The sequence below is a fragment of the Cupriavidus sp. SK-4 genome, assembly GCF_000611125.1.
Taxonomy (GTDB): domain Bacteria; phylum Pseudomonadota; class Gammaproteobacteria; order Burkholderiales; family Burkholderiaceae; genus Cupriavidus; species Cupriavidus necator.
In genome coordinates this window covers 73,274-96,901 of the sequence record NZ_JFJW01000057.1, presented here as the reverse complement: position 1 = coordinate 96,901, position 23,628 = coordinate 73,274, and the positions used below count along the sequence as shown (strand labels likewise).

26 protein-coding genes are annotated in these 23,628 nt (G+C 65.1%); 8 read left to right on the top strand and 18 right to left on the bottom strand.

Going from position 1 to position 23,628, the window contains the following annotated elements:
* Position 1 precedes the first annotated feature (1 nt).
* The 3 genes from CF68_RS11685 to CF68_RS11675 all read right to left on the bottom strand — a co-directional run bounded on the left by CF68_RS11685 (position 2) and on the right by CF68_RS11675 (position 2,904).
* Complete coding sequence (locus tag CF68_RS11685) at positions 2-1,291, bottom strand: HAMP domain-containing sensor histidine kinase (protein WP_035818738.1); 1,290 nt, start codon at positions 1,289-1,291, stop codon at positions 2-4.
* Positions 1,292-1,302: 11 nt separating this feature from the next.
* On the bottom strand, positions 1,303-2,046 hold the full coding sequence (locus CF68_RS11680; protein WP_013953371.1) for a response regulator: 744 nt from the start codon (positions 2,044-2,046) through the stop codon (positions 1,303-1,305).
* Between the two features lie 147 nt (positions 2,047-2,193).
* Positions 2,194-2,904, bottom strand: coding sequence for an SDR family NAD(P)-dependent oxidoreductase (locus tag CF68_RS11675; protein ID WP_035818734.1), 711 nt, complete (start codon positions 2,902-2,904; stop codon positions 2,194-2,196).
* A gap of 289 nt (positions 2,905-3,193) precedes the next feature.
* Between CF68_RS11675 and CF68_RS11670 the strand changes: the two genes are divergently transcribed.
* A complete protein-coding gene (locus CF68_RS11670) occupies positions 3,194-4,105 on the top strand; it encodes a LysR family transcriptional regulator (RefSeq protein WP_035818732.1) in 912 nt (303 codons plus the stop codon).
* Positions 4,106-4,109: 4 nt separating this feature from the next.
* Here the strand turns inward: CF68_RS11670 and CF68_RS11665 are convergent, their stop codons facing one another.
* Both CF68_RS11665 and CF68_RS11660 read right to left on the bottom strand, forming a co-directional pair.
* Positions 4,110-4,583 carry a RidA family protein gene (locus tag CF68_RS11665; protein ID WP_035818730.1) on the bottom strand — a complete coding sequence of 158 codons (474 nt, stop codon included), beginning with the start codon at positions 4,581-4,583 and terminating at the stop codon, positions 4,110-4,112.
* Between the two features lie 142 nt (positions 4,584-4,725).
* Positions 4,726-5,676: a GlxA family transcriptional regulator gene (locus tag CF68_RS11660; RefSeq protein WP_035818727.1), complete on the bottom strand. Its 951-nt coding sequence runs from the start codon at positions 5,674-5,676 to the stop codon at positions 4,726-4,728.
* Between the two features lie 169 nt (positions 5,677-5,845).
* Here CF68_RS11660 and CF68_RS11655 point away from each other — a divergent pair, with 169 nt between their 5' ends.
* Together CF68_RS11655 and CF68_RS11650 are read left to right on the top strand one after the other, a co-directional pair.
* The gene (locus CF68_RS11655) at positions 5,846-6,649 is read left to right on the top strand and encodes an SDR family oxidoreductase (RefSeq protein WP_035818724.1); all 804 of its coding nucleotides are present in this window, start codon (positions 5,846-5,848) and stop codon (positions 6,647-6,649) included.
* A gap of 302 nt (positions 6,650-6,951) precedes the next feature.
* A complete protein-coding gene (locus CF68_RS11650; RefSeq protein ID WP_035818722.1) occupies positions 6,952-7,263 on the top strand; it encodes a hypothetical protein in 312 nt (103 codons plus the stop codon).
* A gap of 20 nt (positions 7,264-7,283) precedes the next feature.
* Here CF68_RS11650 and CF68_RS11645 read toward each other — a convergent pair whose 3' ends face one another.
* The 8 genes from CF68_RS11645 to CF68_RS11610 form a co-directional block, all read right to left on the bottom strand.
* The gene (locus CF68_RS11645; protein WP_235205742.1) at positions 7,284-8,318 is read right to left on the bottom strand and encodes a LacI family DNA-binding transcriptional regulator; all 1,035 of its coding nucleotides are present in this window, start codon (positions 8,316-8,318) and stop codon (positions 7,284-7,286) included.
* Between the two features lie 92 nt (positions 8,319-8,410).
* Positions 8,411-9,394, bottom strand: coding sequence for a tripartite tricarboxylate transporter substrate binding protein (locus CF68_RS11640; RefSeq protein ID WP_035818716.1), 984 nt, complete (start codon positions 9,392-9,394; stop codon positions 8,411-8,413).
* Positions 9,395-9,481: 87 nt separating this feature from the next.
* A complete protein-coding gene (locus CF68_RS11635) occupies positions 9,482-10,585 on the bottom strand; it encodes a porin (RefSeq protein WP_035818714.1) in 1,104 nt (367 codons plus the stop codon).
* 86 nt (positions 10,586-10,671) lie between these two features.
* Positions 10,672-11,013: a cupin domain-containing protein gene (locus tag CF68_RS11630; RefSeq protein ID WP_035818712.1), complete on the bottom strand. Its 342-nt coding sequence runs from the start codon at positions 11,011-11,013 to the stop codon at positions 10,672-10,674.
* Positions 11,010-11,987 (bottom strand): zinc-binding alcohol dehydrogenase family protein, encoded by a 978-nt coding sequence (locus tag CF68_RS11625; protein WP_035818710.1) that lies wholly within the window; start codon positions 11,985-11,987, stop codon positions 11,010-11,012. The genes CF68_RS11630 and CF68_RS11625 overlap by 4 nt, the downstream gene beginning before the upstream one ends.
* A 41-nt stretch (positions 11,988-12,028) precedes the next feature.
* Positions 12,029-12,913: a 3-keto-5-aminohexanoate cleavage protein gene (locus CF68_RS11620; RefSeq protein ID WP_035818708.1), complete on the bottom strand. Its 885-nt coding sequence runs from the start codon at positions 12,911-12,913 to the stop codon at positions 12,029-12,031.
* A 51-nt stretch (positions 12,914-12,964) separates the two neighbouring features.
* Positions 12,965-13,714 carry an SDR family NAD(P)-dependent oxidoreductase gene (locus tag CF68_RS11615; protein ID WP_035818706.1) on the bottom strand — a complete coding sequence of 250 codons (750 nt, stop codon included), beginning with the start codon at positions 13,712-13,714 and terminating at the stop codon, positions 12,965-12,967.
* A 39-nt stretch (positions 13,715-13,753) separates the two neighbouring features.
* Positions 13,754-14,689, bottom strand: a complete 936-nt coding sequence (locus CF68_RS11610; RefSeq protein ID WP_035818703.1) for a dioxygenase — start codon at positions 14,687-14,689, stop codon at positions 13,754-13,756.
* Positions 14,690-15,103: 414 nt separating this feature from the next.
* On the opposite strand from CF68_RS11610, the gene CF68_RS11605 reads away from it, so the two are divergent.
* The 5 genes from CF68_RS11605 to CF68_RS11585 all read left to right on the top strand — a co-directional run bounded on the left by CF68_RS11605 (position 15,104) and on the right by CF68_RS11585 (position 18,897).
* A complete protein-coding gene (locus CF68_RS11605) occupies positions 15,104-15,412 on the top strand; it encodes a hypothetical protein (protein WP_035818700.1) in 309 nt (102 codons plus the stop codon).
* A gap of 33 nt (positions 15,413-15,445) precedes the next feature.
* On the top strand, positions 15,446-15,865 hold the full coding sequence (locus CF68_RS11600; RefSeq protein WP_035818955.1) for an organic hydroperoxide resistance protein: 420 nt from the start codon (positions 15,446-15,448) through the stop codon (positions 15,863-15,865).
* Positions 15,866-15,923: 58 nt separating this feature from the next.
* A complete protein-coding gene (locus tag CF68_RS11595) occupies positions 15,924-16,439 on the top strand; it encodes a DUF1097 domain-containing protein (RefSeq protein WP_051591497.1) in 516 nt (171 codons plus the stop codon).
* A gap of 86 nt (positions 16,440-16,525) precedes the next feature.
* Positions 16,526-17,071: a thioredoxin family protein gene (locus CF68_RS11590; protein WP_035818697.1), complete on the top strand. Its 546-nt coding sequence runs from the start codon at positions 16,526-16,528 to the stop codon at positions 17,069-17,071.
* A 38-nt stretch (positions 17,072-17,109) separates the two neighbouring features.
* Positions 17,110-18,897 (top strand): cytochrome c biogenesis protein DipZ, encoded by a 1,788-nt coding sequence (locus CF68_RS11585; protein ID WP_035818694.1) that lies wholly within the window; start codon positions 17,110-17,112, stop codon positions 18,895-18,897.
* Between the two features lie 164 nt (positions 18,898-19,061).
* Here the strand turns inward: CF68_RS11585 and phoU are convergent, their stop codons facing one another.
* The 5 genes from phoU to CF68_RS11560 form a co-directional block, all read right to left on the bottom strand.
* Positions 19,062-19,754 (bottom strand): phosphate signaling complex protein PhoU, encoded by a 693-nt coding sequence (phoU, locus tag CF68_RS11580; RefSeq protein WP_035818691.1) that lies wholly within the window; start codon positions 19,752-19,754, stop codon positions 19,062-19,064.
* Between the two features lie 13 nt (positions 19,755-19,767).
* Complete coding sequence (gene pstB, locus CF68_RS11575) at positions 19,768-20,553, bottom strand: phosphate ABC transporter ATP-binding protein PstB (protein ID WP_035818950.1); 786 nt, start codon at positions 20,551-20,553, stop codon at positions 19,768-19,770.
* Between the two features lie 68 nt (positions 20,554-20,621).
* Positions 20,622-21,545 (bottom strand): phosphate ABC transporter permease PstA, encoded by a 924-nt coding sequence (gene pstA / locus CF68_RS11570; RefSeq protein WP_035818688.1) that lies wholly within the window; start codon positions 21,543-21,545, stop codon positions 20,622-20,624.
* An 11-nt stretch (positions 21,546-21,556) separates the two neighbouring features.
* Complete coding sequence (gene pstC / locus CF68_RS11565; protein ID WP_084187195.1) at positions 21,557-22,510, bottom strand: phosphate ABC transporter permease subunit PstC; 954 nt, start codon at positions 22,508-22,510, stop codon at positions 21,557-21,559.
* A 60-nt stretch (positions 22,511-22,570) separates the two neighbouring features.
* On the bottom strand, positions 22,571-23,563 hold the full coding sequence (locus CF68_RS11560; RefSeq protein ID WP_084187187.1) for a PstS family phosphate ABC transporter substrate-binding protein: 993 nt from the start codon (positions 23,561-23,563) through the stop codon (positions 22,571-22,573).
* Between the last annotated feature and the right edge of the window lie 65 nt (positions 23,564-23,628).

Below are 23,628 nucleotides of genomic sequence, written 5' to 3'. Positions count from 1 at the left end.
CTCAACCCACCCTGAGCCGCGCCTCCAGGCCACCGCCCTCGCGATTGCGCAGCGTCAGCGAGCCGCCGATCGCCAGCGCAAGCTGGTGGGCAATCGCCAGGCCAAGGCCGGTGCCGCCGGTTTCCCGGTTGCGCGATGCCTCAAGCCGGACAAACGGCTGCAGCACGGCCTCGAGCTGCTCCGCCGGGATGCCGGGCCCGCGGTCCAGCACGCTGATGGTCACCGCGCCGCCATCCTCGCGCTGCACGCTCAGCTGCGCCGCCCCGCCGAACTTGAGCGCGTTGTCGGTCAGGTTGGTCAGGATGCGGCGCAAGGCGTGCGGGCGCGTCTCGATGGCGCCGCTGGCACGCTGCAGGATGGTGACGGCCTTGCCGGTGTCCTGGTAGTCGTAGACCAGGCTCTCGACGAACGACCCGATGTCGATCCGCGACGGCGTCTCGCCATCGCCATGCATAGCGCGCGCGTAGGCCAGCCCCTCCTTCACCAGCGTCTCGATCTCGGTAAGGTCCTGCACCAGCTTGCGCTTGTCTTCAGAGTCTTCCGTCATCTCGGCGCGCAGCTTCATCCGCGTGATCGGCGTCTGCAGGTCGTGGGAGATCGCGGCCAGGATCTGCACGCGCTCCTCGACAAAGCGGGCAATGCGCTCGCGCATGGCATTGAATGCGCGTGCGGCGCGTACCAGTTCGGTGGGCCCGGTCTCGCCCAGCGGCTGGGTCCTGGCATTCGGGTCGAGCGCGTCGGCGGCGTTGGCCAGCGCCACCAGCGGGCGGATCGCCAGGCGCACGGCAAGCCAGCAGCACAGGACCAGCAGCAGCAGCTGGATCAGCAGCACATAAGGCAGCCATTGCGCGACCGGCGTCGGCTTCGGATGCACGTCGATGGTCAGCGGGCTGCCATCGCTGAGGGTCAGGTGGGCCTGCATGCGCTTGCCCTGGCCGGGGATGGACTCGACCCTGACCGGGAAGCGGCCGCCGCTCGCCTCCATGATCCGATCGGCAACTTCCGTGGCCTGCGCGGACATCTCTGGCACGCCTGGCAGGCCCGGCCCCAGGATGTACTGGTAGGCGCCGCGATTCACGTGGCGCAGCCACTGCGGGCGCTCCGCCGCGGGCAGCCGGTCCAGGATGGCGATCGAGGTGGAGACGTCGGTCTCCAGGGTGCCGAGCATGACCTTGCGCGCGGTGATGTAGCGCTCGGCAAACAGTACGCCGAACGACAGGCCGTGGGCGACGATAAGCCCGGCCAGCAGGATCAGGAACAGCCGCGAGCCCATCGTACGGGGCCAGGGCATGGCACGGAGATTCACTGCCGTGCCTCCCGGATCTCCACGGGCGTCGAGAAGACATAGCCCTCGCTGCGCACGGTCTTGATGTAGCGGGGCTCGCGCGCATCGTCCCTGAGGTGCTGGCGCAAGCGGCTGACCAGCAGGTCGATCGAGCGCTCGAACATTTCCGCTTCGCGGCCCTGCGTCAGGCTGAGCAGCTGGTCGCGGTTAAGCACGCGCTGCGGATGGTCGACAAAGACGCGCAGCAGCCGGTATTCCGCGCCGCTCAGCGCGACGATGACGCCATCCTGGTCAATCAGGTGGCGCGCCGTGGTGTCCAGCTGCCAGTCGCCAAATGCAAGCAGCTGCCCGGCCTCGGTGATCTGCAGGTTGGGCGGGAGCATCCGGGTGCGCCGCAGCACCGCCTTGATGCGGGCCAGCAGCTCGCGTGCGGCGAAAGGCTTGGCAAGATAGTCGTCGGCGCCCATTTCCAGGCCGACGATGCGGTCGGTCTCGTCGCTGCGCGCGGTCAGCATCAGCACCGGGGTGGCCTTGTGCTTGCCTGCCCGCAGTTCACGGCACAGCACCAGGCCATCGTCGCCCGGCATCATCACATCGAGCACGATCAGGTCGACGCTGTTGACATCCAGGAACGAGCGCATGTGCCGCCCGTCAGGCACCACGGTAACGCGCAAGCCGTTCTTGGTGAGGTAGGTTGAGACCAGTTCACGGATTTCGCGGTCGTCATCCACGATCAGGATGTGGTCGGTGTGTGCGTCCATCGGCGTCACCTTGGCAGATTGATTGAAAACCGCCAGGCGCGGCGCCGGGCACCGAAAGATTAACGCAATACGGCGCGACGGGTATTCCCCCATCGCGCCGTCGGGAACCACCCGCGGTGCGCCGGCGTGCGCCGCGGGGGTGTCCGCTCAATGCCCTGCGCTCTGGCCGCCGTCTACATGCAGGATCTCGCCGGTGACAAACGGCGCGTTGTCGAGATACAGGACAGCATCGACGATATCGCGCATCTCGCCCATATGACCCACCGGGTGCAGGGCGCCCAGCCCCGCATGGGTTTCGGGCGGATGCATCGGCGACTTGATGATGCCGGGCGAGACAGCATTCGCGCGGATGCCGGTCCTGGCGTACTCGATGGCCAGCGACTTGGTCGCGGCGTTCAGGCCACCCTTGGTCAGCGAGGCCAGCACCGACGGCACCCCGCTGATCGCATGGTCGACCAGGCTGGTCGTGATGCTGACCACGTGGCCGCTGCGGTGCTTCTCCATTTCGGCGATGGCCAGCTGCGTGATATGGAAGAAGCCCGTCAGGTTGATGCCGGTGACGGCCGCGTAGTCCTCGTCGGTATAGCTGGTGAACGGCTTGGCGACGAAAATGCCGGCGTTGTTGACCAGGGTGTCGATGCGGCCGAACCTTGCCACGGCCTCGGCGATGACGCGGCGCGCCGTGGACGGATCGGCGATGTCGCCGGCGACTGCCAGGATGTCCTGGTCGTCCGACGGCTTGATGGTGCGCGCCGTGGCGACGACGCGATGGCCGCGTTCCCGGAACGCCTTGACCAGTTCAGCGCCAATGCCTTGCGATGCGCCCGTGATGACAACGACTTTCTGTGCTGCGCTCATTTTCTTGAACCTCGATGTAGATTGAATCGGCTTGCTTGCCGATCGGGCCGGCGGCTCCGATGGGTTCCAATCTAGGCATTTCCCCTTCGCATTCGAAGACCCTGGCGGCACAATCAGTCTTGCGCCGCAAGCACAAATAGAGCGGGACGAATCCTCCGGCGCGCCTGGCGCGCGCAGCCTCGCGGTCACTTCGGCGCTGGCCACGGCCCGGACATCGACTTCTGCCAGTCGCGCACATATGATGGATACATCGCTTGATCCGGTGCGGCCTGCGGTCGCAAGCAAAGCAATGAAACGGCAATTCGATGACCTTCAGCTTGGCAGCATCGAGCTGTTCTGCCTGGCCGCGGAGCTGGGCAGCTTCACCGCGGCGGCAGTGGCCGCCGGCGTGACACCGCCCGCGGTCAGCCGCACTGTGCAAAGGCTGGAAGAGCGCCTGGGGGTGCGGCTGTTCGTGCGGACCACGCGGCAGATCCGCCTGACCGACGAAGGCCGGGTGTATTTCGAGCAGAGCCGCGGCGCACTGGCGCAGCTGGTGGACGCGGAGCGGCAGATCAGCGGCCAGCAGGCTGCCCCCGCGGGGCGCTTGCGGATCAGCCTGCCGACCCCTTACGCGCACTATCGCGTGCTGCCGGTGCTGCCGGCATTCCGCGAGCGCTACCCGGAAGTCGAGATCGACGTGCACATCAGCAACCGCAACGTGGACTTCGCCGATGACACCTATGACCTGTCGGTGCGCGGGCGTGCGCCGGACGACTCGAACCTGATCGCGCGCAAGCTGGAAGACGCTGAGCTGGTGGTGGTGGCAACGCCTGGCTATCTGCGGCGTGCCGGCACGCCGCAGTCATTGGAGGACCTGCTCAGGCATGAGTGCATCCAGTTCGAGCGCCCGAGCAGCGGCCGGCGGATCCCATGGACGTTCCAGGTCAACGGCGAGGACACGGATGTCGTGACCACCGGCTCGTATGCGGCGTCAGAAGACATCCTGGGCGGGGCCACGCTGGTGCGCGCCGGCGCGGGCCTGTTCCAGACCTACCACTTCGTGGTGGAACAGGACCTGCGCGACGGCACGCTGGTGGAGGTGTTGAAGGACTACGGCGGCAGTACGCGCCCCTTTGTGCTGCTATACCCGTCCGCGCGCCACGTCTCGCGCCGGGTACGGGCGTTCGTCGACTTCCTGGTCGAGAAATTCTCGGCGTAACGGCTCACGCCGCGCTCATGCGCCGGATCTGGGCAATGACCACGAGGATCACGGCCGCATTCGCCGGCTGCTGGAAGTGCGAGGAAATGCTTCGCGCGTGGCCGGCCTTCTCTGCCAGCACCTCGCCAAACAGGTCGGAGGCCCCGTCGAGGACCGCCGGCTGCCCGAACCAGCCGGGCGCGCTGGAAATGTGCCCGTCGACGCGGACGATGTGGTCCAGGCGCTCGAAGCCACCCAGATAGGCATCGATCTGCGCCAGCACGTTGAGCGCCGCCAGCTCGGCGGCACGCTTGCCCTGCCCGACATCCAGGTCCTTGCCGACCTGGCCTTGCCAGACCACCTTGCCATCCTGCAAGGGCAACTGCCCGGAGATGAACAGCAGGTCGCCGGCCTGGCTGACCGCGGTATAGCTGCCGAGGGGCTGCGGGGGCTGCGGCAGCACCAGGCCGCGCGCTGCGAGTCGTTCTTGCACAGACATACTGGCTCCAATCAGGTGAAGGTCACGCGACTCACTCTATGTGCGCGCCGGCCTGGGATAAAGGCATGGCGGCGAACAGGAATTGGTACCTAGGGTAACAAGTCGGATGCCCGGCTGGCTTGCAGCACCAGCACGGCCGCCCCTACGCAGTCTGCAATTCGTCGCCGCGCGCCATGCGCCGGATCGCTTGCGGGGGTTGGCCGAACGCCCGCAGGAACGCACGCCGCATGCGCTCGCGGTCGCCGAAGCCGGTATCCCGCGCCACCACATCGATGGCATGGCGGCCGCTTTCCATCATCAGCCTGGCTGCCTCCACGCGCAGGTGCTCCACGGCCTTGGCGGGGGTCTGCCCGGTCTCGTCACGAAATGCGCGCGCGAACTGCCGCGGGCTCAGGTGCGCCGCATCCGCCAGTTGTTCCACCGAAAGTTCCTGTTGCAGGTTCTGCCTTGCGAAATCGAGCGCGGCACGAATGCGGTCCGAGCGCGGTTCCAGGTCCAGCAGTGCCGAGAACTGCGACTGCCCGCCGGCGCGCCGGTGATACACGACCAGTGACTTCGCCACATCGCGCGCAAGCGCGGCGCCCGCATCCTTCTCCACCAGCGCCAGCGCCAGGTCGATGCAGGCCGACATCCCGGCCGAGGTCCAGACCGGGCCATCGATGATGAAGATGCGGTCCTCTTCCACGCCGACTTTCGGGAAGCGCCGCCGCAACTGCTCCGCGTAGTACCAGTGCGTGGTGGCGCGGCGGCCATCCAGCAGCCCGGCCTCGGCCAGGTTGAAGGCACCGGTGCAGGTGGCGCCGATGCGCCGCGAAGTCCGCGCCGCACGTTGCAGGAACTTCACCAGGGCTGGCGCCGTGGGCAGCACTTCGTTGTCTCCCACCACCAGCACGGTATCGAAGCGGCGCCTGCCGAACGGCTCGGTGCTGACGGAAAAGCCACCGGAACTCAACACGGGGCCGCCATGCTCGGACAGCAGGTGGACCTTGTACAGCGGCTCTCCAAGCGCGCGGTTGGCGAACTCCAGCACTGTCGAGACCGCAAGGTTCAGCACCTGGAAGCCTGGATAGAGGGCAAGGGCCACGTGATGCATGTCGAACTCCTCGGGGCAGTGAAAGGCATTCTGCGCGCATGGCAGAAAAGGTGGCATCTATGACATTGGTGCCACCGCCATTGTGCTCCTAATCTTCGTTACACGCAGCCGGCCGATCCGGGCCGACCGCCACGAATACTCCCTCCCTCACTGAATCTGGAGCTTTCACATGACCACGCACAACCATTCCGGCACCGCCCTCATCACCGGTGCCTCTTCCGGCATCGGCGCCATCTATGCGGAGCGCCTGGCGCGCAGGGGCCACGACCTGATCCTGGTGGCGCGCAACCGTGCGCGGCTGGAAGCACTGGCCCGCCGGATTACCGACGATACCGGCCGCTCGGTCGAGATCGTGACCGCGGATCTTGGCCAGGCAGCCGATGTACGACGCATCGAAGAGATCCTGCGCACGGATGCGAGCATCACGACGCTGGTCAACAACGCCGGCTTCGGCGGCGCGGCACCGCTGCTGGATTCGGATGTCGATACGATGCAGGCAATGATCGAGCTCAACGTCACGGCCCTGACCCGGCTCACCTACGCCGCCGCCCCGGCCTTCGTCGCACGCGGCGAGGGCACGATCATCAATATCGCCTCGATCGTGGCGGTCGCGCCCGAGGTCCTGAACGGTGTCTACGGCGCCTCCAAGGCGTATGTGCTGGCCTTTACCCAGTCGCTGCAGCATGAGCTTGCGGGCAAGGGCGTGCGCATCCAGGCGGTCCTGCCGGGGGCCACCCGCACCGAGTTCTGGGACACCGCCGGCCAGCCGGTCGAGAACCTGCCGCAATCGATTGTCATGAGCGGCGACGACCTGGTCGACGCGGCCCTGGCAGGGCTGGACCAGGGCGAGGTGATTACCGTGCCGTCGTTGCCCGAAGTGGCTGACTGGAACACGTTCGAGGCAGCACGCGCCGCGCTCGGCCCCAATCTTTCGCGTGACCAGCCCGCTGCCCGGTACGGCGTTGCCCGGTAACTGACGGCTCGCGGACGCGCGCGGCCCTTACACCACCTTCCCCCGGGCGCGCGGTATCCGGAAAGCGCTCCGGCCGCCGCGCGCCTCCTCCCTGCCACCTACGCCAGCAGGCGCCTCCCATGGTCCTTTTGTACCGCTATGTATCAAGCGCAGGAATCGATACGTGCCCTGACAGAAACAGGGTCTCCACGCTATAGCGCAGATACACCGGTTTCCTTTAATGCATCTCGTGGACCGACGGCATGCGTCAACAAGACGATCCCCGGCCGCGCAGTTCAACCCAGACCTCAAGGAAACCGACCATGATTACCGATCTCACCAAGCGCATTGTTCTCGCCCTCGCCCTGGCAGCTGCCGCCGCCGGCGCCCAGGCCGCCGGTCCCGGCGCGCGCGATCCGTTCAGCGAAGGCGCACGTTCCGTGCAGGACGCACGCAACGCGTTCACCGACGGCGCCCGCGCCGTGCAGGACGCACGCGACCCGTACTCCGAGGGCGCGCGCAATGTCGACCCGTACGACAAGGGTGAACGCATCCTGGCCGGGTGGGACCGCACGGGTCCGTCCGCCGATCCGGCGCGCAGCTTCGATCCCTACCTGGACGGCGCCCACGCCTGATAGCAGGGCATTGACCTCGGCTATTCCGCTGCGCGCGGCGCAGCCGTGGAACCCCGCACGATCAGTTTCGGCGTCAGTTGCACGGTGACGGCATCGGAGGCTGGCTTGTCGATCTTCCTGAGCAGGAGCCGGGCTGCTTCCTCGCCCATTTCATGGACGGCAATGCGCACGGTGGTCAGCGGCGGCGTCAGGGCGTCGGCGAAAGGCATGTCGTTGTGGCCCACCACCGAGACGTCCTCGGGGCAACGCATGCCGCGCTCGCGCAGGAAGTCGTAGCAGCCCATCGCCACCAGGTCATTGCCGGCGGCGATGGCGGTCACCTGCGGGAATGCCGCGAAGAGTTGCTCGCAAGCGAGCCGGCCGGCTTCACGCGAATAGCTGGCGGCTTCCATGACTTGCCATTCCCCGCGGCGCAGGCGGTGGCGCTTTACTGCCTGAAGGAAGCCCTCGCGACGCAGGAAGCCGGTCGACAGCGTGGCTGGCCCGGCAATATGCCCAATGCGGCGGTGGCCCAGGCCGACCAGGTGGTCGACCGTCTGCCGCATCGCCAGCAGGTTGTCGCTCACCACGCAGGACACCCGGCCCGTGTCTTCGCCCCGGTTGACCGTGACCACGGGGATATGCTGCTTGAGGCAGTAGGCGAGTATCGGATCGTCCCGTTCCGCGGTGGCAAGCACCAGTCCTTCGACTTGCCGGCCGATCATCTGGTCGATGACAAAGCGCTGCCGGCTCTTGTCGGTACCGGCATTGACCACGATCGGCACGTAGCCCTGCTGCGCCAGCACCGATTCGATTCCGGCCAGGATAGGCGGAAACACCGGGTTGGAAATATCGGGCAGCACCACGCCCACCAGTCCGGAACGCTGGGTGCGCAGCCCCGCCGCGATGCGGTTGGGGCGGAAGCCGCGGGCCTCGGCAACCTCCAGGATGCGGGCCGCCACGTCCTCAGCCACCAGGTGCCGCGTGGCCGGGTTCATCACTCGCGAGATGGTCGAGTAATGCACGTCGATCTCGGCAGCCAGGTCTTTCAGGGTGAGGCGCTTGCGCTCGGGCATGACGGCAGTTGGCGGGGCGGCAGCCCGGGGAGAATTGGAATACGCCATTCTAAGCCACCCCCGCGCCGTCGCCGCGCGCCTGCGGGCTGCCGCTACTGCCCCGCTTTCACGCCGGATTGCCTGACCACCGGCGCCAGCTTGCCGATCTCCGCCTGGATATAGGCGGCAAACTCCTGCGGCGACGAGCGCTTTGGCTCCGCGCCCTGGGCGGCCAGGCGCTCGCGCACATCCGGCGCGGCCAAGGCCTTGCCGATCTCGGCATTGAGCGCATCGACGACTTCCTTGGGGGTGCCGGCGGGCGCCAGCACGCCGAACCAGGAGTCGAATGCGTAGCCGGGGAAGCCGGACTCAGCCACCGTGGGAATATCCGGCAGCGCGCTGGCGCGCCTGGCCGTGGTGACCGCCAGCGCCCGCAGCTTGCCCTGTTTGACGAACGGCATGGCCGACACGCTGGGCGCAAACATCATGTCGCCCCGGCCAGCCATGACATCGGTCAACGCTTCGCCCGTGCCCTTGTACGGGATATGGACGATGTCGATGCCGGCCTGCATCTTGAACATCTCGCCGCTCAGATGGGTGGAGCTGCCGGAACCCGCCGAGTCGAAATTCAGCGCGCCTGGCGTCGCCTTGGCGGCGTTGACGACGTCCCGCACCGATTTGTATTTGCTGCCGGCATTGACCACCAGCACATTGGGAACCGTGGCCACCAGCGAGATCGGCGCGAAGTCCTTCACCGTGTCATACGAAAGCTTGGGATACAGCGTGGCGTTGATGGCGTGCCCGACCGAAACCAGGATCAGCGTGTAGCCGTCCGGCGCCGCCTTGGCCACGCCGGTGGCGCCCAGGGTGCCGCCGGCGCCGGGGCGGTTGTCGACGATCACCTGGTAGGTGCCGCCCTCGCCCATCTTGCTGCCGATGATGCGCGCCAGGATGTCGGTGGCGCTGCCCGCCGAGAACGGCACCACCAGCCGGATCGGCTTGCTGGGATATTGCGGTTGCGCGTGGGCGGCGGGTGCGGCCGCCAGCATGAGCGATGACGCCAGCGCCAGCACGGTGCCTTGGATGGATCGAATCATTCTGTGTCTCCTCACTTCAGAAGCGAGCGCGGGCACCGCGCATCGCCGTTGAATACGGCGCGCCCATGCCGGGCATGCCGTCCTGCTTCAGAAGAAATGCCGCATGCCGAGCGCGACCGTCTGCGGGTCTGCACCCGCGCTCACGCCAAGCTCGTTGATGGCAAAGTCGTAGATCGCATTGCGCTTGTTGTTGATGCGGCTGTAGTACGCATACAGCGCGGTGCGCTTGGACAGCGGATAGTCGTAGCCGACCGTGATCTGCGTGGCGCCCGTTTCCGCCCCGCTGCGGAAGAAGCCCACCGTTTCGGTCGCATTGCCCGCGCCATTGCTGGCAAGGCCAAAACCGACGCGCACGCTGCCCGGCCCGAGCTTCTGCACCAGCGACGCGTAGTACCCGTTGCGGGTCAGGTCGCCGGTCGCGGTGCGGTAGTGGAGCCGTTCATAGAGCAGCGCCACGGTGGTGGTGGGGAACTTGTACGAGACGCCCGCCTTCATCGCGTCATCGTTGCGGCCGGCGGTCTGGTAGTGCTGGTGGACTTCATAGGCCAGCACCACGTTGAGCGGGCCGTTGTCGTAGGCGGCCGAGAACGAATACAAGCCGGGATTGCGCGGTACGGTGGTCTTCTCCTCGTTCACGCCCCACGCCGCGGCGCCGCTGAAGCCGGCGAACGACGGCGACTTGTAGACGATGATGTTCTTCTGCCGGCGGTCGAAAGAGCTGGTGTCCTGGACGTTGTCGGAGCTGGACGTGGAGCCGTTGCCGATCAGCGCCATATAGCCGGCGGTGGTCGGATAGTACGGATCGTAGGCCGTTGTCGATTCGGTGTATGGGGTCTGCCAATGCCCCAGGAACAGCGTGCCGGCATCTCCCTGCAGCCCCACCCGCGTATTGCGCCCGGCCACCTGGCCCTGGCCGGTATCGAGCGAGAAATTGCTTTCGATCTGCCAGATGGCTTTCAGGCTGCCGCCCAGGCCTTCTTCGCCGCGCATGCCGAAGACCGAGCGGTTGTTGGTCAGGCGCCCCACGCCGCCAAGGCGGGTGCCGTCGGTCGCGGTGTTGGCATAGGAATACTCCAGTGCCGTATTGATGCGCCCGTACAGGGTCACGGCTGACTGCGCGCAGGCCTCGCCGCCACAGGCTGCGGCCATGGCCGCCATGAGCAGATGGCTGCGCATTCTGATGAATTTCATTTGTCTCCCCTTGGTTTGTCGTGGTTGTTGTGGGCGGGCCGTCCGCTCCGCTCTTTTGCAATCGTTTGCAGTCCGGCCCGAAAACATCAGCTCTTGGGATACGGCATCGCCAGCAGCAGCATCGCCGGCCGATTGCCCGGGTTCGACACCTGCCGCGCCTCGCCCGGCGCCAGGCGCACGGAATCGAACTGGCCCAGCGTCACGCGCTCGTCGGGGGTGGCGATGCAGACTTCGCCTTCCAGCACGATGTAGTGCTTTTCCACCGGCGAGGCATCCATCGACGTATGGCCGCCCGGCAACAGCACCGAGACCCCCATCCACAAGGCTTCGGACGGTCCCGCTTCATGCCCTTGCAGGCGCAGGCAGTGCATGCCTTCGTGGTTGGCCGGAAAGTAGGCCGGCGCCTGTGCGAACCGGGTTGTGTTCACGGCTTGAGCACCACGCGCTCGGCCGCGCCTTGCAGGACCGCACGGTAGGCTTCCTTGGCGTTGGCGAGCGCATAGGTGTAGTCGGAAAGGACCGGGAACGGCCGCAGCGCCCCCGAGGCAAACATCGGCGCCAGCTGGTCAAGGATGCCCGCGCAGGCGTCGCTGTCCAGTGCCAGGGTGTCGACGCCCACATAGGTGTGCTGGCCACGATAGAAGGCGAAGATGTCGAACGGCACCGGTTTCTCGATGGTCGAGATGAAGATCTGCGCCGCGCCGATCGCCATGGCCTGGTTGGCTTGTTCGAAGTAGGGGCTTCCCACTGTGTTGTAGACGATGTCCGCACCGTGTCCGTCGGTCTCTTCGCGCACCACGGCGGCAATGGATTCGCTGCTGGCATCGATCATGCGCACGTCGCCGCTGGCATGGCCGCGATACGCCTCCGCGGTGCGCTCCACCGCAAAAACGCGCGCGCCGAGCGCGGTGGCGATCTGAATCGTTGCCTGCCCCACCTTGCCATTGCCGCCACACACCAGCACGGTGCTGCCAGCCTGCGGCATGCCCGCGCGGCGCAGCCCTTCATAGGCGGTGATGAACGGCACACCCACGGCGCCGGCTTCCAGCAGCGACACCGATGCCGGCTTGGCGCGCACCGCGCTGGCCTGGATGCGCAGGTACTTGCCATGGGTGCCATCGCGGCGGATGCCGAGCTCGCCGCCGCTGCCCCAGACCTGCTGGCCCAGCAGCTCGGAGGGTCCGTCGACCACCAGGCCTGCGTAGTCGCGGCCTGGCGTGCGCGGCCAGACCGCATGCGGCATCAGGCCGAGCGTTGCCTTCACGTCGCTCGGGTTGACCCCGGCGCTGGCCACTTCGATGATGACCTGACCCTGCGCCGCTTCCGGGCGCGGCACGCCGAGCAGCTCCAGTTGCAGGGCATCGATATTGGCGGCTTTCTCGCTGACTCGAATGGTGTTCATGGTGATTCCTTCCTGAAATGTTTAGTTCTGTATGGCGGGGATCAGGCCTCGCGCAGGCCAAGCGTGCGCCGGGCCTCGGCCGACGAGGCAATCTCGCCGCCGAGCGACCTGACGATGTCGCGCGCCTTGGCCACCAGCGCCGCGTTGCTTGGCGCCAACACGCCCTTCTCCAGATAGATGTTGTCTTCCATGCCGACGCGCACGTGTCCGCCTGCGAGCCATGCCTGGGCCACGATCGGGAACTCCGCGCGGCCGATGCCGAAGGCCGACCAGTGGGCGCCGGCGGGCAGCATGTTGCGCGCGTAGAAGATGGTTTCCGGCGTGGGCGCAAAGCCGTACTTCACGCCCAGCACCAGGGTCCAGAGGCCGGGGCCGTCCAGCACGCCTTCACGGATGAAGTCGAGCGCCATGTTGAGGTCGCCGGAATCGAAGATCTCCAGCTCGGGCATGACGCCGGCCGCGCGGATAACGCTGGCCATCTTGCGTACGTTGGTGGGCGTGTTGATGACCACGTCGCCACCGGAGTTCATGGTGTTCAGGTCGAGCGAGCAGACGTCCGGGCGCAGCGCCGCGATGTGTTCGACGCGCTTGGCGGGATGCAGCAGCGTGGTGCCCGGCGCGGCCACGCGCGGCTCGTCCTCGCTCGGCACGAAGCGGCCACCGGGCCCGGTGGTGAGGTTGATGATCAGCGAGCGGTTGCGTTTGCGGATGCGGTCGATGACATCGGCGTAGTAGTCGAGCGACATCGACGGGCGCCCCGTTTCGGGGTCGCGCACGTGGATGTGGGCGGCGGCTGCGCCGGCCTCGGCGGCTTCCAGCGCGGCGTCGGCAATCTGGGCCGGCGTGACCGGCAAGCCGGGGTGCTGCTCCGGGGTGACGATATTGCCGGTCACCGCGCAGGTGATGATGGTCTTGCGTGCGTGCATGAGCGAAGGTCGGTGATGGAAATGCGGTTGGGTAAACAAGCGGGGCCTGGCCTATCCGAGCTGGCGGCCGCCGTCCACAACGATGGTGGTGCCAGTGGCAAAGCGCAGCGACGTCGCGCAGGCCGCGATGGCATCGGCCACGTCCTGTGCCTGGCCGACGCGCTTGAGCGGCGTCGACTTGGCGGCGCGCTCGTTGAAACCGCTGTCGCGTCCCGGCACGAAGGCGGTATCGACCACGCCCGGTGAAACGTTCAGCACGCGGATTTGCGGCGCCAGCGCGCGCCCGAGCGACATCGCCATGACATCGAGCCCGGCCTTGGCAGCGCAGTACGCAACGTTGCTGCCCTGCCCGGTGCGGCCGGCGATGGACCCGACATTGACCACCAGCCCGTCGCCATTGGCGCGCAGGTGCGGCGCGAACGCACGGATCGCGGCAAACTGCCCGCGCCAGTTGATGGCAAACAGTTCATCGATCAGCGCATCGTCCAGGGCGTCGAGGTCGGCGTGCGAGATCGCCCGCGTAAAGCCTGCGGTGTTCACCAGGATATCGACGCGGCCGTAGTGATGGCTGACCTCGTCGGCCAGCGCGCGCAGCGAGGCGCTGTCGGCAACCTCGGCCACGGCGGCAAGATGATTGCCGGCCGGCAAGGCCGCCGCGGCACTGGCCGCCTTGTCGGCGTCGCGCCCGGTCAGCACGACGCTCGCGCCAAGGCGCGCCAGCGTTTCACCGGCGGCAAAGCCGATAGCACCGGTGCCGCCGAGGATCACGGCCACCTTGCCGGAAAGAGAAGTAGCACTCATGGTCTTTTGGGAATGGGTCAGGGTAAGTCGGTCGGGCCATCAGTCGATCGGCGGCTTCGGGAAGGTCTGCTCGCCGGGCTCCAGCGTGAAATCGAACGCCAGCGTGTAGAACGGCGCCGGCACATCGCCCCACGGGCTGGGGCCTTGGTGGTGCAGCCGGAGATCGCCAACCAGCTGCCGATGCACGCCGAACGTGACATCGGATTCCAGCTTGTCCGGCGCGTCGGCAAACACCTGGGTGACGAGCGTCCGGTAGCCCGGCGCAGCGACGATGAAATGGATATGCGCCGGCCGGTACGGATGGCGCTGCTGCTCGGCCAGCAAGGTGCCTACCGGGCCGTGGGTCGGCACCGGATACCCTGCAGGCCGCACCGTGCGAAAGTGATAGCCGCCGCTTTCATCGGTATGGAAGCAGCCGCGCAGGTTGCGGTCGGGCTGGGTCGGATCCTGGTTGTCATACAGCCCCACCGGCGACGCCTGCCAGATCTCGACCAGCGCGCCTGGCAGCGGCGTGCCATCGGTCGCCCGCACGGTGCCGCTGACCAGCAGCGGCAAGCCAGGCGCGTCGTCCTGCACCACGCAGTCACCGCAGTCATAACGCGGCGCGTTGGCGCGATAGAACGGGCCAAGCAACGCGCCGGGCGTGCGCCCGTCCCTGGTGCTGTTGTTCATGACCGTCACCAGCGTCGACAGCCCCAGCACGTCGGCAGCCAGGACAACCTCGTTGTGTTTGGCATTGGTCGCATGGCCGAGACTGGCGATATACCCCAGGGCAAGCTCGAATTCCTCGTCGGACAGCCGCACCTCGGACAGGAACCCGTGGAGGTGCCGCACCAGCGAATCCATGACGAAGCGCAGGCGTGGATTGGTGGTATTGGCCATGGCCGCCTGGACCACGCCTGTCACCGAGTGTTCGTCCTCGATCAGCGCCAGACGCTCGCCTTGTGGCGCCTGCCACTCGCTGGAAGTTTCCATCTTTCGTCTCCTTTGCAAACGTTTGCATTATCGGCGGTTTCGACGGATGGTCAAGGTCGAAGTTGGTCACCGCCACGACTTGCAACGGCTGCCGCTCGACCGAAATCACAATCAAAACAAGGGGGTATGGAGGATTTTCGGGAGAAACCCTAGGTGAACGCAGAGGCTCCGAATGTGGCGCATAGGCCTGTCCGAGTCCCCTGCCGATGCGGCTCCCCAACCCGTTCGCGCATGAATTTGTACCCGTCAGTATCACGGAGCCGCAACGATACGTGTTCCGACAGAGACACCCCTTATGCGCTACGGGCCTGATACATCGATCGCCTTAAATGCATTCCGTGGCCCGGCGGCGAACATCAACGAAGCCAGTCCCTGCCGCGCAATACCGAACCCAAACCCTTAAGGAAAACGATCATGACTACCCACATCGCCAAGCGTTTTGTCTTCGCCATCGCCCTGGTTGCCGCGGCTGCCGGTGCGCAGGCCGCCGCACTGTCCCAGGCGGGCGCACGCGACCCCTTCACCGACGGGGCCCGCTCCGTGCAAGAGGCACGCAGCCCGTACAGCGATGGCGCGCGTGCAGCCGACCCGTTCACGGACGGTGCGCGCAACGTTGACCCGTACTACGACGGCGCGCGCACCCTGTCCGGTTTGGACCGCACCGGCGTTTCAGCGGACCCAGCGCGCAGTGTCGATCCCTATCTTGACGGCGCCTACGCCTAAACCCCAACTTTCTGAATGACCAAGGAACGCATCATGACCCGTATCGAAAACGTGCTGTACACCGGCAAAGTCCACATCACCGCAGGCGGACGCGACGGCGAAGCCCATAGCGATGACGGCCGGCTGAACCTTCAGCTGTCCTCGCCGGGCACCAAAGGCCCGGGCACGAACCCGGAGCAATTGCTCGCCACGGGATGGTCGGCGTGCTTTATCGGCGCGATCGGGCTGGCCGCCGGCAAGATGAAAGTGAAGCTGCCGGCCGAGCTTTCGGTCGACGCCGAGATTGACCTGGGCATGGCTGGCGAGGCCTATTTGCTGCAGGCCCGGCTCAATGTCCACATCCCCGGCATCGAACGTGAAGTGGCCCAGGCACTGGTGGATACCGCGCACCGGACCTGCCCGTACTCGAAGGCCCTGCACGGCAACATCCACGTCGAAACCAACCTGGTCTGACGCACACCGTGACCTGCCTGAGGCAACCGGGCAGGTCATCTTCCAGAAGGAGGCTCCCATGCCGAAGATTGGCATTTCGGTGCAGGCTGCGGCACTGAATATCCCGCCAGGCACGTTCCATGGCATTACCCTGATCGGGGCCGTGGTGGCTGCCGTTACGACTTTCCTGACGCTCACCGCAGCGCTACCCGCCTGGGCCATGTTCCTGGGCTGGGTCGCATTCAACACAGGCTCGCAGACGGCGCGCGAAGGCGCAGCGAACCTTGCGGCATTCCTGCTCGGCATTGTCTTCGGTGCTGCGACCGGACTGCTGATTGGATGGCTGACGCCGCGCTTCGGTGACCTGGCTACACCGCTCGCGGTGTTCGGCGACGTGGTACTCGTGCTCAGCCTGCGCGCGCTGCCCCGGATCAACAATCCGCTTGCCTATTTCCTTGGCCTGATCAGTTTCTTTGCTGCGAGCCAGCCACCGTCGCTGATGTTGCTAGGGGCGCTGGCCGCTGCCGGTGTGCTCGGCGCGATCGGCGCCGGTATCAGCAACGTGCTGCAAGCGCGACTTGCGCGCGCAGCTTGAGCCGGGTTGTCTGCGCCTGCGACGGCCGTCGCAGGCGCCTCCTTCCCGGTTCCTGACATCCCTTCCAATTTCCACGAGCACGAATCATGCGCACGCTTCTTCGCACCGCAATGGTTGCGGCCGGCATCGCCGCGATCTATTTCATCGGCACGGGCGCCAACGCCCTCCGCCCCAGCGTCGGGGACCAGGGCGGCGCGCCCGAGTTCGCGGGCATCAACCAATGGCTGAACTCGCCGCCGTTGTCGATGGACGCATTGCGCGGCAAGGTCGTGCTGGTCGACTTCTGGACCTATTCGTGCATCAACTGCATCAACACCTTGCCGTACGTAAAGCAGTGGCACGAGAAGTACAAGGACCAGGGGCTGGTCGTCGTGGGTGTGCACACGCCAGAGTACCCATTCGAAAAATCGACCGACAACGTGCAGGCAGCGCTCAAGCGCTTCGATATCCGTTATCCGGTTGCACAGGACAATGCGTATGCCACGTGGTCGGCATTCCGCAACCAGTACTGGCCGGCCAAGTACCTGATTGATGCCAACGGCCGGATCGTCTACCAGCACTTCGGAGAGGGAGGCTACGCCGAAACCGAAGCAGCCATCCGCAAGCTGCTGGCGGACCGCAGCGGTGCCTGATCGAAGGCAGGCCAAGTCTTTAGGAAAGGACACTGATCATGACCCTGCTGATACTCGCCTACCTTGGGGGTGTACTGACCATCCTGAGCCCGTGCATCCTGCCCGTCCTGCCCTTTGTCCTCAGCCGCACCGGCCAGCCGTTCCTGCGCGGCAAGCTGCCGATGCTGGCCGGCATGGCACTGACCTTTTCCGCCATAGCCACGCTGGCGTCGGTGGGCGGCGCATGGGCCGTGCGCTTCAACGAGTACGGGCGCCTCGCCGCCCTGGTCCTGCTGGCAGTCTTCGGGCTGTCCCTGCTCCTGCCGAAGCTGGCGAGTACCCTCGCGCGGCCTGTGGTGGCGCTCGGCAACCGGCTGGCTGCCAGCAACTCGACCACGGCGCCTTCGTCCTCGCAGGCTTCTCCATGGAGCTCGCTGCTGCTTGGCGTCGCCACCGGCATGCTGTGGGCCCCATGCGCCGGCCCTATCCTCGGTCTTGTGCTGACAGGTGCGGCCCTGAATGGCGCGAGCCTATCGACTTCGCTGACGCTGGCTGCCTATGCCGCCGGGGCAGCCACCTCTCTAGCCGCCGCGCTCGGCATCGTCGGCCACGTGCTCACTGCAATGAAGCGGTCAATGGGCGCTGGCGAATGGCTGCGTCGATGTCTGGGTGCGGGTGTGCTGGGCGGGGTACTTGTCATCGGACTCGGTGCCGACACCGGCCTGCTGGCACGCTTGTCCGCAGCCGGACCGGCACGGATCGAGCAGGCGCTGGTCGATGCGCTGCGCAAGGAGCGGCTTGCGCCGCAAGCCAGGAATGACGCCAACCGCGGTGGCGTGCTGCTTGCCACAAATGAAACACCCGTGCTCGTCCCGAGCCACTTGCCCGTGGAGGGTCGCCTGCCTTCGCTCGGTGGTGCAACGCAATGGATCAACTCCCCGCCGCTGTCGCGCGACCAGCTGCAGGGCAAGGTCACACTGGTCTATTTCTGGACCTACTCTTGCATCAATTGCATTCGCACCCTCCCCTACCTCCGGGCCTGGGCGGAGAAGTACAATGATCGGGGCCTGACGGTAGTCGGCGTGCATACGCCCGAGTTCGCCTTCGAGAAGACACCGGCGAACGTCCGCCGCGCGATCGCAGATTTCCGCATTGGCTTCCCCGTGGCAGTCGATAACGACTACCGCATCTGGCGCGCATTCAGGAACAGCTACTGGCCGGCCGCCTACTTTGTCGACGCCCGCGGCAATATCCGCCACCACCAGTTCGGCGAGGGCAACTACGCCAATTCCGAGCGCGTCATCCAGTCGCTGCTGGCGGAGGCCGGCAATCGGTCGGTGGCACGCGATGTGGTCGCCCCCGACGCGCGTGGCGCACAGGCGGCACCGGACCTTGACAACGTTCGCTCCGTCGAAACCTACGTCGGTTACATGCAAGCGGAGAATTTCGCCTCTCCTGGGGGCACCCGGCAGGACGCACCGCGCGCGTACACAGTCAGCAAGCTTCGCCTCAACGAGTGGGGCCTGTCAGGCAGCTGGACCGTCGGCGCCGAGCAGGCAACGCTCAACCGCGCCGGCGGCGGAATCGCCTATCGCTTTCACGCGCGCGACCTGCACCTTGTGCTGGGGCCTGCAGCCGATGGCCGGGCAGTGCGTTTTGTAGTAACGGTCGACGGCAAGCCCCCAGGCGACAGCCACGGCTCGGACACCGATGCAGCCGGCAATGGCGCGGTCACACAGACACGGCTCTATCAGCTGGTACGCCAGGAGGGCGACGTAGGCGAGCGCACTTTCACGATCCGGTTCCTGGACCCCGGTGCCCAGGCTTATGCCTTCACCTTCGGCTAGTGTCCTGTCCCGCAAATAGCTTGTGCTCGTCAGGCTAGGCGCGAGGAGGCGCCATAGCCGTAGCTATGGCAACGACGAGCAACGACGCATGGCGGGCAACTGGGCGATTTCATATCGAGTTTATTTGCGGGACAGGACACTACGAAACAAGCGCAGAGCGCTGCTCAATCTTTGCTTGCTTCCTGCCCGATGTGCCGGACATCGGTGCCCTTGACGATGTAGATCGTGAATTCAGCGATGTTCGTGGCGTGGTCGCCGATGCGTTCGATCGCCTTGGCGATGAAGAGATAGTCGAGCGACACGGAGATCAGCTTCGGGTTCTCCATCATGTAGCTCATGAGCTTGCGCACGAAGCCGCGGAATTCTTCATCGAGGGCGCGATCTTCCTGCACGATTTCTGCCGCGGCAGCGGCGTCGAGCCTGGCAAAGGCATCCAGGGCCTTACGGAGCATTTCGACAGCGAGTGCAGTGGAGACGCGGAACTCGGAAAAGTCGATGGTCGGGCGCGACACTTCGCAGATGATGTGCTTCGAGCGCGTCGCGATGTGGTAGGCCTCGTCTCCTGCACGCTCCAGGTTGGTGATGGTCTTCGAGATTGCCATCAGCAGTCTCAGGTCGCGAGCCGTGGGCTGCCGCCGGGCGATGATGTCGCTGCAATGCGCGTCAATTTCGACTTCCTGCCGGTTGACACGCGCCTCCGTCGCGATGACGTTCTCCGCAAGGCTCACATCGAATGTCTCCAATGCACGGATTGCCGACTGAACCTGCGCCTCTATCAGCCCGCCCATCTGCAAGACTTCCGTGGAGATATCGGCGAGGTCGGCATCGAACTGGCTGGACAAGTGTTTCTCGGTCATGGGGCGTCCCCGTTCAGCCGAAACGTCCGGTGATGTAGTCTTCCGTGGCCTGCTGAGTTGGCTTGAGGAAGATCTGGTTGGTCTGGCCATGTTCGATCAGCTCGCCGATGTACATATAGGCGGTGTAGTCGGACACCCGAGCCGCTTGCTGCATGTTATGGGTCACGATCAGGATGGTGACGCGTGCCCGCAGCTGGCTGATGAGTTCTTCGATACTGGCCGTGGCAATCGGGTCCAGTGCCGAGGTTGGCTCGTCGAACAGCAGGATCTCAGGGTCGGTGGCCAGGCATCGTGCGATGCAAAGACGCTGCTGCTGTCCGCCGGACAAGGTCATAGCCTGGGCCTGAAGACGGTCCTTGACCTCGGCCCACAGAGCAGCATCCCGCAGGGCCACCTCGACGCGTTCATCGAGCATGGACCGACTCTTCGCCCCCCGCAGGCGCAGCCCATAGGCAACGTTTTCGTAGATCGACTTGGGGAAGGGATTTGGCTTCTGGAAGACCATGCCGATGCGCATGCGCACTTCTATGGGATCGACTCTGGGATCGAGGATATTGGTGTTGTCGGGATAGAGGCGGATGTCGCCCTCGTACCGGTTGCCCGGGTAGAGGTCATGCATGCGATTGAAAGATCGCAACAAGGTCGACTTGCCGCAGCCAGAGGGGCCGATCAGGGCAGTGACACGCTTCTCCTGGATGGGCAGGTTGACGTCCTTGAGCGCCTGGAAGGTTCCATAGTAGAAGCTGAAGTTGATCGCAGCCGCCTTCACGGGAGTCGGATCCAGGGCATGCGCCTTCAGCTCTTGCGCGATGGCATTGCGTGCCGGAGCGGCGTAACCGGCCTGGTCTGACACGGGAATGGCGTTGCTTACCACTTGATGTCCCTCCTCAGGCGATAGCGAATCCAGATCGCAAGTCCGTTCATCGAAAGTGTCATCAGGACCAGGATAAACCCGGCTGCAGCGGCGTTCTGCTGAAAGGCTTCCTCGGGGCGGGATGTCCAGTTGAACATCTGGATCGGCATCACGGTGAACCCTGACCAGAGCCAATCAAGATTGATCCAGGGGAATCCTGGCTCGAAGGGCGACGGTGGCAGGAATGCGATAAAGGTGAGTGCGCCGATGGTTATGATGGGGGCGGTCTCGCCAATGGCGCGCGACATGCCAATGATGACGCCGGTCATGATGCCGGGCATGGAGTATGGGACGATGTGGTCACGGGTTACCTGCCACCGGGTGGCACCCAGCCCGTACGCGCCTTCACGAATATGCTGCGGGATGGCGCGAATCGCCTCGCGTGTGGCCACGATAACGACCGGAAGAATGAGCAGTGCGAGCGTCAGGCCAGCGGAGAGGATGCTCTGGCCGAAGCCAAAGGCATAGACGAAGATCCCAAGTGCGAGCAGGCCATAGACGATGGAGGGCACGCCAGCCAGGTTGGTGACGTTGATCTCGATCACGTCGGTGACCAGGTTCTTGGGTGCGTATTCTTCCAGGTAGGTGCCGGCGGCAATCCCCAACGGAACGGCTGCCATGGCCGTCACCAGCATCACCAGCAAGGAGCCGACCCAGGCGGAAAGTATGCCGGCCTGCGCAGCCCGCCTCGACGGAAAGTTGGCGAAGAACTCCGGTGTGAGACGTTCCCAGCCCGTATAGGCCATCTGGACGAAGAGCGCAACGAAAGTCAGGATGCCGACAAGCAGGGCGATAAAGCCTGCAATGGCGAAGAACAGGTCCCAACGCTTATTGGACTTGATGATGACGCGCATCGCGTCGAGTGGCGGCTGGTGCATGGAAGTACCCTTCAATAGGCCTCGCGATAGCGGCGGCGAATGATGTGCCCCAGAATGTTGAAGAACAGCGTCATCAGCATCAGCGTCAACCCCGCGGCGAAGATGGATTGGTAGCCGATGGAGCCATGCGGGAGGTCGCCCAGCGCCACCTGCACGATGTAAGCGGAGATGGTCTGGGCAGGCTCCATGGGATTGATGGTGAAATTTGGCTGCATGCCGGCGGCCACCGCAACGATCATGGTTTCGCCCACGGCACGGGAGATCCCCAGGATGTAGGCGGACAGGATTCCGGACAACGCGGCAGGCACGACGACTCGCACCGAGGTCTGGAAGCGTGTGCCGCCCATGGCATAGGAGCCTTCGCGGATGCTCATTGGCACCGCCCGCATCGCGTCTTCGGCCAGCGAACTGACGTAGGGGATGATGGCGATGCCCATCACGAGCCCGGCCGAAAGCATATTGAAGCCCGGCAGCGAAGGGATCAGCGCTTGCAGCAGCGGCGTGATGACCGTAAGGGCGAAGTAGCCGTAGACGATGGTGGGGATGCCGCCAAGCAATTCAAGGAACGGCTTGATGACTTCCCGGAGCGAGGGATTGGCGAACTCCGAGAGATAGATGGCAATCACGGTGCCAAGCGGAATGGCGACGGCCAGCGCGACCAGTGATGTGGTCAAGGTGCCCAGCAGTAGCGGCAGGATGCCGTAGCGGGGTTCTGCGAAGAGCGGCGTCCACAGCGTATCGGTGAAAAATTGCCAGACGGGAATGCTGCCGAAGAAATGCGCCGACTCGCTGACCAGGACCCCCACGATGCCCACGGTCGCAATAACGGAAACCGAGGCGGCAAGAAAGAGGACGCCCTCGATCACGCGTTCCTTTGTGTTCCGGAAGGCTTTTCTGGCAAGCCGCTCGCTGACCACATGTGGGGTGATGTCCGTGGGAGCGGTTGCGGTAGAGGGTTCTGGCATGGCAGCCTTCAGGCGAGCATCCTGGCCCTGGCGCGGGTGCCGGCCCGCGCCAGGCATCGGTTACAGCTTTGCTTCGCGAGCCAGCAGGGAATCGATGGTGGCCGCCACGTCGGGTTCACCGCCAAACACCGTGCCAAGCTTCTTCTTCGCCAGGTGCTCCGCTGCAATCGTATAGGCCCTGGCGGGGAGGGGAACATATTTCACCTCGGAAGCCAGGCGCGCCCCGTGCTGAAGGTAGTAGGCAACGAAGTCCTTGACCTCGGGCTTCTCGAGCGACTTCTCATTGACGTAGATGAAGATCGGCCGCGAAAGCGGATTGTATGAACCATCCAGGACGGCACTGGCGCCCGGAGCCACGGCCTTGCCGCTCTTGTTGACGATAGGGACGGCCCTCAGTTTGCCCTTGTTCTCTTCATAATAGGCGTAGCCAAAATACCCGAGGCCGTTCACATCGCGCGAGACGCCCTGCACCAGGACATTGTCGTCTTCGGAGGCGGTGTAGTCGCCGCGGGAAGACTTGGCCTTGCCGACAATGGCTTCCGTGAAATAGTCAAAAGTACCCGAATCCGAGCCTGCGCCGAACAGCTTCAGGGATGCGTCCGGGAACGAAGGATCGACTTGCTTCCAGGTCGTGACCTTGCCTTGTGCCGCCGGCTCCCACATCTTCTTGAGCTGCTCCACAGTCAGTTGCCTGACGAAAGTGTTCTTCGGGTTGACGACGACAGTCAGCGCGTCGAAGGCAATAGGAAGCTCGTAGTATTTGACGCCCGTCTGCGCGCACGCTTCCATTTCCTGCTTCAGGATAGGGCGCGAGGCGTTCGAGATATCGGTTTCGCCGCGGCAGAACTTCTTGAAGCCGCCGCCGGTGCCGGAGATGCCCACAGTGACCTTGGCCGCCCCTTTCCTGGCCTTCTGGAAATCTTCCGCTACGGCTTCGGTGACCGGATAGACGGTACTGGAGCCGTCGATCTTGACAATGGCCTGGCCGTGCGCGGCCTGGGTGCTGATCGCAAACGCAGCAACCACCAGTGCAGCGTGAGGATTGAAGCGCATCTTGAACCCCCTTCGTCTCGATGGGTGGACAGAGCCAGAATGGAAACTGCGATTCTGCAAATCTA